Source organism: Variovorax paradoxus (genome assembly GCF_040544635.1).
Taxonomy (GTDB): Bacteria; Pseudomonadota; Gammaproteobacteria; order Burkholderiales; family Burkholderiaceae_C; genus Variovorax; species Variovorax paradoxus_R.
Genome location: NZ_JBEPKJ010000025.1, coordinates 1 through 7345 on the forward strand (window position 1 = coordinate 1; position 7345 = coordinate 7345).

The 7345-nt window shown below is 65.7% G+C and carries 5 protein-coding genes and 1 pseudogene; all 6 read right to left on the bottom strand.

All coding sequences use genetic code 11. From position 1 onward, the window contains the following. Positions 1-995, bottom strand: a 995-nt coding sequence (locus ABIC94_RS27280) for an MCP four helix bundle domain-containing protein (protein WP_354376168.1), incomplete at its 3' end; no start/stop codon positions are given. A gap of 29 nt (positions 996-1024) precedes the next feature. Next, positions 1025-2740, bottom strand: coding sequence for a methyl-accepting chemotaxis protein (locus ABIC94_RS27285; protein WP_354376172.1), 1716 nt, complete (start codon positions 2738-2740; stop codon positions 1025-1027). 119 nt (positions 2741-2859) lie between these two features. After that, positions 2860-4518 carry a methyl-accepting chemotaxis protein gene (locus ABIC94_RS27290; protein WP_354376169.1) on the bottom strand — a complete coding sequence of 553 codons (1659 nt, stop codon included), beginning with the start codon at positions 4516-4518 and terminating at the stop codon, positions 2860-2862. Between the two features lie 106 nt (positions 4519-4624). Continuing rightward, complete coding sequence (locus tag ABIC94_RS27295) at positions 4625-5140, bottom strand: chemotaxis protein CheW (RefSeq protein ID WP_354376170.1); 516 nt, start codon at positions 5138-5140, stop codon at positions 4625-4627. Positions 5141-5161: 21 nt separating this feature from the next. Further along, the gene (locus ABIC94_RS27300; RefSeq protein ID WP_354376171.1) at positions 5162-6910 is read right to left on the bottom strand and encodes a methyl-accepting chemotaxis protein; all 1749 of its coding nucleotides are present in this window, start codon (positions 6908-6910) and stop codon (positions 5162-5164) included. 84 nt (positions 6911-6994) lie between these two features. After that, positions 6995-7345, bottom strand: a pseudogene (locus ABIC94_RS27305) (methyl-accepting chemotaxis protein); the annotation flags it as partial.

Here is a 7345-nt window from a genome sequence, read left to right on the forward strand (position 1 = left end):
GCCTGGCGGGCGTTGTCCGCGTTCTGCTTCACCGTGCTGGTGAGTTCTTCCATCGAAGCGGCGGTCTCTTCGAGCGAGCTGGCCTGTTCCTCGGTACGGGACGATAGATCCTGGTTGCCCGCGGCAATCTGGCCCGAGGCCGTGGCGATGGCGTCGCTCGACGTCTTGATCCGGACGACGACGTCCGTCAGCTGGTCTTGCATGCGCTTGATGGAGAACAGCAGGCTGCCGCTGCGCGCCGTGCGGGCCTGCACGCTTTCCGTCAGGTCGCCGCTCGCGATGCGGCCGACCACATCGGCGGCGTAGGCCGGCTCGCCGCCCAGCTGGCGTGCCAGAAGCCGCGCCACCACCACGCCGAGCCCCACGCTGGCGACGACGCCGGCCAGCGCCAGCATCAGCATCAGGAACCGCGAGGTCTTGAAAGTCCCGGCGGCGTCTTCCATGCTGGTGCGGGCCCGCTGGTCGCTGTACGCAACCATGTTCTGCAGCACCTTTTCGAGCGCGCGGGACTCCGTCAGCAACTGCGCGCTTTCCTCGGGCACGCGGCCTTCGAACTGCGAGCTGTCCAGCGATTGCTTGGCAATCAGGTCGGCGAAGTCGGCCAGATGTTTTTTCAGCGGCGGCATCAGCTTCTGGTACTGCTCGTGGAGCTCCCGCCCTTCGGCCGTTTCCTCGAGCAGGGTCTTGACCTCGGCCACGTTCGACTCGAGTGCCACCGCGGCGTCCTTCAGTTCCTTGAAGCCGACGCTGCGCTCGCCCTTGGTGCCGGCCGACAGAAGGCCCATCTGGGCCCGGCTGGCATCAAGCAGGTGGATGTTGGCCGCCTGCACCGCCTTGATGGCGCGCAGATCCTGGTTGTAGAGACTCTCGGTGGAGGCGTTGATGCGCCCCATGTAAAAGATACCCAGCCCGCTGACCACCGCTCCCACCGCCGCGACGATGAGAAAACTGAGCACCAGCCTGACGGCGACGCGAAGCCCTTGGAACCATTTCATCTTTTCCTCCTGAGATACGTTGGAACTCGTTAGAACTCGGTCCAGTCGCCCGGCGCGGCATGGGCCGCAGCGAGCTTCGGAGTGGCCTTGGGTTCCGCGGCCGCCCGGGCCGGGGCCTTCAGCGCGGGCATGGCCCTGCGCGACGGCAGCGCCGGCTGGAGCTTGGCCTGCACCTGCGCAAGCGGGCGAAGTGCGGTGTTGCTGTCCAGCTTGAACACGCTCACGGCTTCGACCAGGCTCGCCGCCTGCTCCTGCATCGACTGCGCCGCGGCCGCTGCCTCTTCCACCAACGCCGCGTTCTGCTGCGTCACCTGGTCCATCTGCGCGATGGCCTGGTTCACCTGCTCGATGCCCGTGCTCTGCTCCTGGCTGGCAGCGGTGATCTCGCCCATGATGTCGGTCACGCGCTTGACGCTGTCGACGATCTCGTCCATCGTGCGGCCCGCCTCGGTCACCTGGCGGCTGCCGGCTTCGACCTTGCCTACGGAGTCGTCGATCAGGCCCTTGATTTCCTTGGCGGCTGCACCCGAGCGCTGCGCCAGGCTGCGCACTTCGGAAGCGACCACCGCGAAGCCCCTGCCCTGTTCGCCGGCGCGTGCCGCTTCCACCGCAGCGTTCAGCGCCAGGATATTGGTCTGGAAGGCAATGCCGTCGATCACGCCGATGATGTCGACGATCTTTTTCGACGAGGCGTTGATGGAGCCCATGGTGTCCACCACCTGGTTGACCACCCCGCCGCCGCGCACGGCCACTTCGGAGGCCGACAGGGCCAGCTGATTGGCCTGGCGGGCGTTGTCGGCGTTCTGTTTCACCGTGGAGGTGAGCTCTTCCATCGAGGCGGCGGTCTGCTCCAGCGAGCTGGCTTGTTCCTCAGTGCGCGAAGACAGGTCCTGGTTGCCCGCGGCGATCTGGCCCGAGGCAGTGGCGATGGCGTCGGTACCGGTGCGCACTTCGCCCACCACCTTGGCAAGGCTGCCGTTCATGCCCTTGAGGGCGTGCATGAGCTGGCCGGTTTCGTCCTTCGTCGTCACATCGATGCGGCTGGTCAGGTCGCCGGCGGCAACGGCCTCGGCCACTTCGACGGCGCGGCGCAGCGGATGCGTGATGCTGCGAACCAGCAGCCAGGCGAGCACCAGGCCCAGGCCCAGCGACAGCGCGCCGCAGATGATCAGCATCAGGCTGGTGCTGGCACGCATCTCCTTGCTGCGTTCCGCCGCGGCGTCGAGCTGCGTCCGTTCCGCATCCACCATCTGCTGCACGCCCGCGAGGTAGCTGCGCGACGTGGGTTCGAAACGTTCATTGAAGATCCGGTCGGCACCTTCCATGTCGCCGGCCAGCTTGGCCTTGCTGACTTCTTCGCGGGCCGCGAGGTAGGCCTTGCGAAGCTCGCCGACCTTGTCGTACACCTGCCGCTTCTCCGGCGTGTTCATCTGCTCTTCGATGAGCTTCTGCAGTTCGTTGGTCTCCTTGATGGAAAGAGCCGTGGCGGGTGCGAAGTAGGCAATCAGGTTCGAATCGCTGCTCTTGGCGATGGCCGCGGCGCGCTGGACGCCTGCCGTGGTGTTGCGCAGCCAGTCGGCGCCGGCGCGCTCGGTCTTGATGTTCTTCTCGACCATCGCATTGATTTCCACGCCGAGCTGCCGCAGCTTCAGCACGGCAAGCACGCTGCTCGTGAGAGACAGGGCGAGGATGACGCCGATGACGACGGCCAACCGCTTGCCTATGGAAATATTGCTCAGAAACATGCTCATGACTCCAGAAAATCAGAAAAGGGCAGGCGCGCACAGCGCGCACTTGCCGTAGGAAAGGGTTGTGTGCGCCGACCGCGATCGGGCCGATGCTTCAGGCCGCAGAACAGCAGCGCTCAGGACGCCTCCCAACCACCGGCAGCAGCCAGCGCGGGCATGGCCCTGCGCTGCGGCAACGCCGGCTGGAGCTTGGCCTGCACCTGCGCAAGCGGGCGAACTGCGATGTTGCCGTCCAGCTTGAACACGCTCACGGCCTGAACCAGGCTCGCGGCCTGCTCCTGCATCGACTGCGCCGCAGCGGCTGCCTCTTCCACCAGCGCCGCGTTCTGCTGCGTCACCTGGTCCATCTGCGCAATCGCCTGGTTCACCTGCTCGATGCCGGTGCTCTGCTCCTGGCTCGCGGCCGTGATCTCACCCATGATGTCGGTCACGCGCTTGACGCTGTCGACGATCTCGTCCATCGTGCGGCCCGCCTCGGTCACCTGGCGGCTGCCGGCTTCGACCTTGCCTACGGAGTCGTCGATCAGGCCCTTGATTTCCTTGGCGGCTGCGCCCGAGCGCTGGGCGAGGCTGCGCACTTCGGAAGCCACGACCGCGAAGCCGCGGCCCTGTTCACCGGCACGTGCCGCTTCGACCGCGGCGTTCAGCGCCAGGATGTTGGTCTGGAAGGCGATGCCGTCGATCACGCCGATGATGTCGACGATCTTCTTGGAAGACGCATTGATCGAAGCCATGGTGTCGACCACCTGGCTGACCACACCCCCGCCCTTGACCGCGACCTCCGAAGCCGAGAGTGCGAGCTGGTTGGCTTGCCTTGCGTTGTCGGCGTTCTGCTTCACCGTGCTGGTGAGTTCTTCCATCGAGGCGGCGGTCTGCTCCAGCGAGCTGGCCTGCTCTTCGGTGCGCGAAGACAGGTCCTGGTTGCCGGCGGCGATCTGGCCCGAGGCAGTCGCGATGGCGTCGGTGCCTGTGCGCACTTCGCCCACCACCTTGGCCAGGCTCTCGTTCATGTGCTTCAGCGCATTCATCAGCTGGCCGGTCTCGTCGCGCGAGCCGGTTTCGATGGCCGAGCTGAGGTCGCCGCTCGCCACGGTTTCCGCCACCTTGACCGCACGGCCGAGAGGGCGGGTGACGCTGCGGGCGATCAGGAAGGCGCAGGCCGCGCCCAGCAGCAGCGTGAGTGCCGTCAGCACGATGCGCAGATTGAAGCTGCGCTCGTTCGCATCGTCGATTGCGTGGCTCATGTCGTCGATGGCCTTGCGTTCGAGCGCCAGCAGTTCGAGCACACGCGTTTCGTAGGCCTTGGCAGCCGGCTGGAAGGTGTTCTTGAAGACGGCCTCCGCCTCCGCGGGGTTGTCGCCGGTCTTGGCCTTTTGCACCGCTTCCTTGGCCGCCTGGTACTTGGCGCGCAACTCGACGATGTTCTTGAAGGTCGCTTTCTCGAGGTCGGTGACCAGCAGGGCCTCGACCTTGGCCATGGTTTCTCCACCCTTCTTCACGCTGTCGGAGATGACATCGGCAAAAGTGACGGGAAGCGATTCGTCGGTGCTTCTGGCGATCATCGCGGTGCGCGCAATGGCCGAGTAGGTCAGCACGTACCAATCCGAGATGAGCCGTTCTTTCGCGAGCGGGCTCTGCATCATCTGGCGGGTGGCTTCGGCATTGCTTCTGGCGGTCACCAGTGCGAAGGCGGCTGAGGCCAGCGTCAGAGCGAGGACCAGGCCGAAGCCGATGGCCAGCCGCGTTCCGATGCGTAGGTTGGAGAGAAAGTTCATGGCGGGGTGATGAAATGAAATGAAGAGAGGAAGGCGATCGAATGCGGGAAAGAGCGCAAGCGCGGGTTCAAGCTTCGATCGACCCCATGCTCCTGGCGCGGCGGAATCAGGCGGCGATCTTCTCGACCAGGCCCATCTCGTCGCTGGACATCAGCTTGTCGATGTCCACGAGGATCAGCATCCGCTCGTCCAGCGTGCCCAGCCCGATCAGGTAGTCCGTGTCCAGCACGGCGCCCATCTCCGGCGCAGGCTTGATCTGCTCCGCACTCAGCGTGATCACGTCCGACACGCTGTCCACCACCATGCCCACCACGCGCCCGCCGATGTTCAGCACGATCACCACCGTGAACTGGTCATAGGTCGGCGCGCCCAGCTGGAACTTGATGCGCATGTCGATGATCGGAACGATGATTCCGCGCAGGTTCACCACGCCCTTGATGTATTCCGGCGCATTGGCAATGCGCGTCACCGCGTCGTAGCCGCGCAGCTCCTGCACCTTCTGGATGTCGATGCCGTACTCTTCCTGGCCCAGCGTGAAGGAAAGAAATTCCAGCGGCCGGCCCGGCCGTGACGGGGCGGTGTTGCGGCTGTCTGTGGTTTGTTTGGATTGGGTTGAGCTCATGGCGAAATCTGTGGCTGTTGACTAGAACTCTGCCCACTCGCCACCGCCTGCGGCGGCCATGGCCAGCTGCGGGGACGCGGGTGCTTCTTTGGTTTTCTTGCCCGGCGCAAGGCGCCGGGACGTCGGGGAGGCTTCAGACGGACGGGCTGCCTTCGGTGCGGCGGAAGCGACCCGCGCATTCACCGATGTAGCCGGCGCGCTGCCGCCTTCGAGCTTGAACACGCTGACCGACGAGACCAGGCTCGCCGCCTGCTCCTGCATCGACTGCGCCGCGGCCGCTGCCTCTTCCACCAACGCCGCGTTCTGCTGCGTCACCTGGTCCATCTGCGCGATGGCCTGGTTCACCTGCTCGATGCCCGTGCTCTGCTCCTGGCTGGCAGCGGTGATCTCGCCCATGATGTCGGTCACGCGCTTGACGCTGTCGACGATCTCGTCCATCGTGCGGCCCGCCTCGGTCACCTGGCGGCTGCCGGCCTCGACCTTGCCCACGGAGTCGTCGATCAGCCCCTTGATTTCCTTGGCGGCTGCGCCCGAGCGCTGCGCGAGGCTTCTGACTTCAGACGCCACCACCGCAAAGCCGCGGCCCTGTTCACCGGCACGGGCGGCTTCCACTGCCGCATTGAGCGCCAGGATGTTGGTCTGGAACGCAATGCCGTCGATCACGCCGATGATGTCGACGATCTTTTTCGACGAGGCGTTGATGGAGCCCATGGTGTCCACCACCTGGTTGACCACCCCGCCGCCGCGCACGGCCACTTCGGAGGCCGACAGGGCCAGCTGATTGGCCTGGCGGGCGTTGTCGGCGTTCTGTTTCACCGTGGAGGTGAGCTCTTCCATCGAAGCAGCGGTCTGCTCCAGCGAGCTGGCCTGCTCTTCGGTGCGCGAAGACAGGTCCTGGTTGCCCGCGGCGATCTGGCCCGAGGCGGTGGCAATGGCGTCGGTGCCCGTGCGCACTTCGCCCACCACCTTGGCCAGGCTGTCGCGCATCCCCTGGATCGCATGCAGCAGGCTGGCCTGGTCGCCGCGCTTCAGGTCGATGCGAACCGCCAGGTCGCCGTCGGCGATGCGGTGCGCAATGGCGGTCGCTTCCGCCGGCTCGCCGCCGAGCTGCTTCAGCAAGCCGCGCGAAATGGTCCAGCCCAGGGCGAGGAGTGCTGCGGCCAGCGCCAGCGCACCGACCGACAGGGCGATGATCCGGCCCATGATCGTTGTCTGCACCGTATCCACGTAGACGCCCGAGCCGATGATCCAGCCCCACGGCTCGAAGCCCTTCACGTAGGAGACCTTGGGCACCGGCTTGTCGCTGCCCGGCTTGGCCCAGAGGTAGGGAACGAAGCCCGCACCGCTGGCCTTGACGGTGTCGACGAACGCGACGAACAGCCGCTTGCCGGTGGCGTCCTTGTTGGACGAAAGATCCTTGTTCTCGAGCGCCGGGCTGATGGGGTGCATCACCATGCGCGGCTGCATGTCGTTGATCCAGAAATACTCGCTGCCGCTGTAGCGCAAGCCGCGGATCGCCTGCATGGCCTGTTCCTTGGCCTGCGGCTCGGTCAGCGTGCCCTTGGCCACGAGACCGTGGTAATGGGCCAGCAGGCCGTGCGCGCTTTCCACCACCTGGCGGACGCTGGCTTGCCGCTCTTCCATGATGAGCTTGCGCTCCGAAAACAGGAAAAGGGCCGTCAGGGCCGCCACGCCCATGATGGCGCTGGCCGTGAACAGCCCGAGCTTCTGGCCGATGCGAAGGCCGCGGGGATTCAAACGGTTGAACATAGTCTCTTCCTAGGGTGGATGTCTTTTGTGCGGTGCTACCGATAGGTTTATCGGCAGGTGCGCGCAAGACTTGAGGCCATTAGTTCAAAATTCTGTCCAGTCGCCAGCCGCCGTGCCGGCCGTGGCCAGTTGCGCAGGTGCAGCGGCCTCGGTTTTCCTGCCCAGCGCCGGGCGCAGCGGCTTGGGAACGGCTTTGAGAGGCCCGAACGCCGTTCGCGCCGCTGGCGCCGCGAACGCAAGCTGGCTGCGTTGGGGCTGTGCCCCGGGTTCCAGCCTGAAGACGCTCACGGCTTCCACCAGGCTGGCGGCCTGCTCCTGCATCGATTGCGCGGCAGCAGCTGCTTCTTCCACCAGCGCCGCGTTCTGCTGCGTGACCTGGTCCATCTGCGCGATGGCCTGGTTCACCTGCTCGATGCCCGTGCTCTGCTCCTGGCT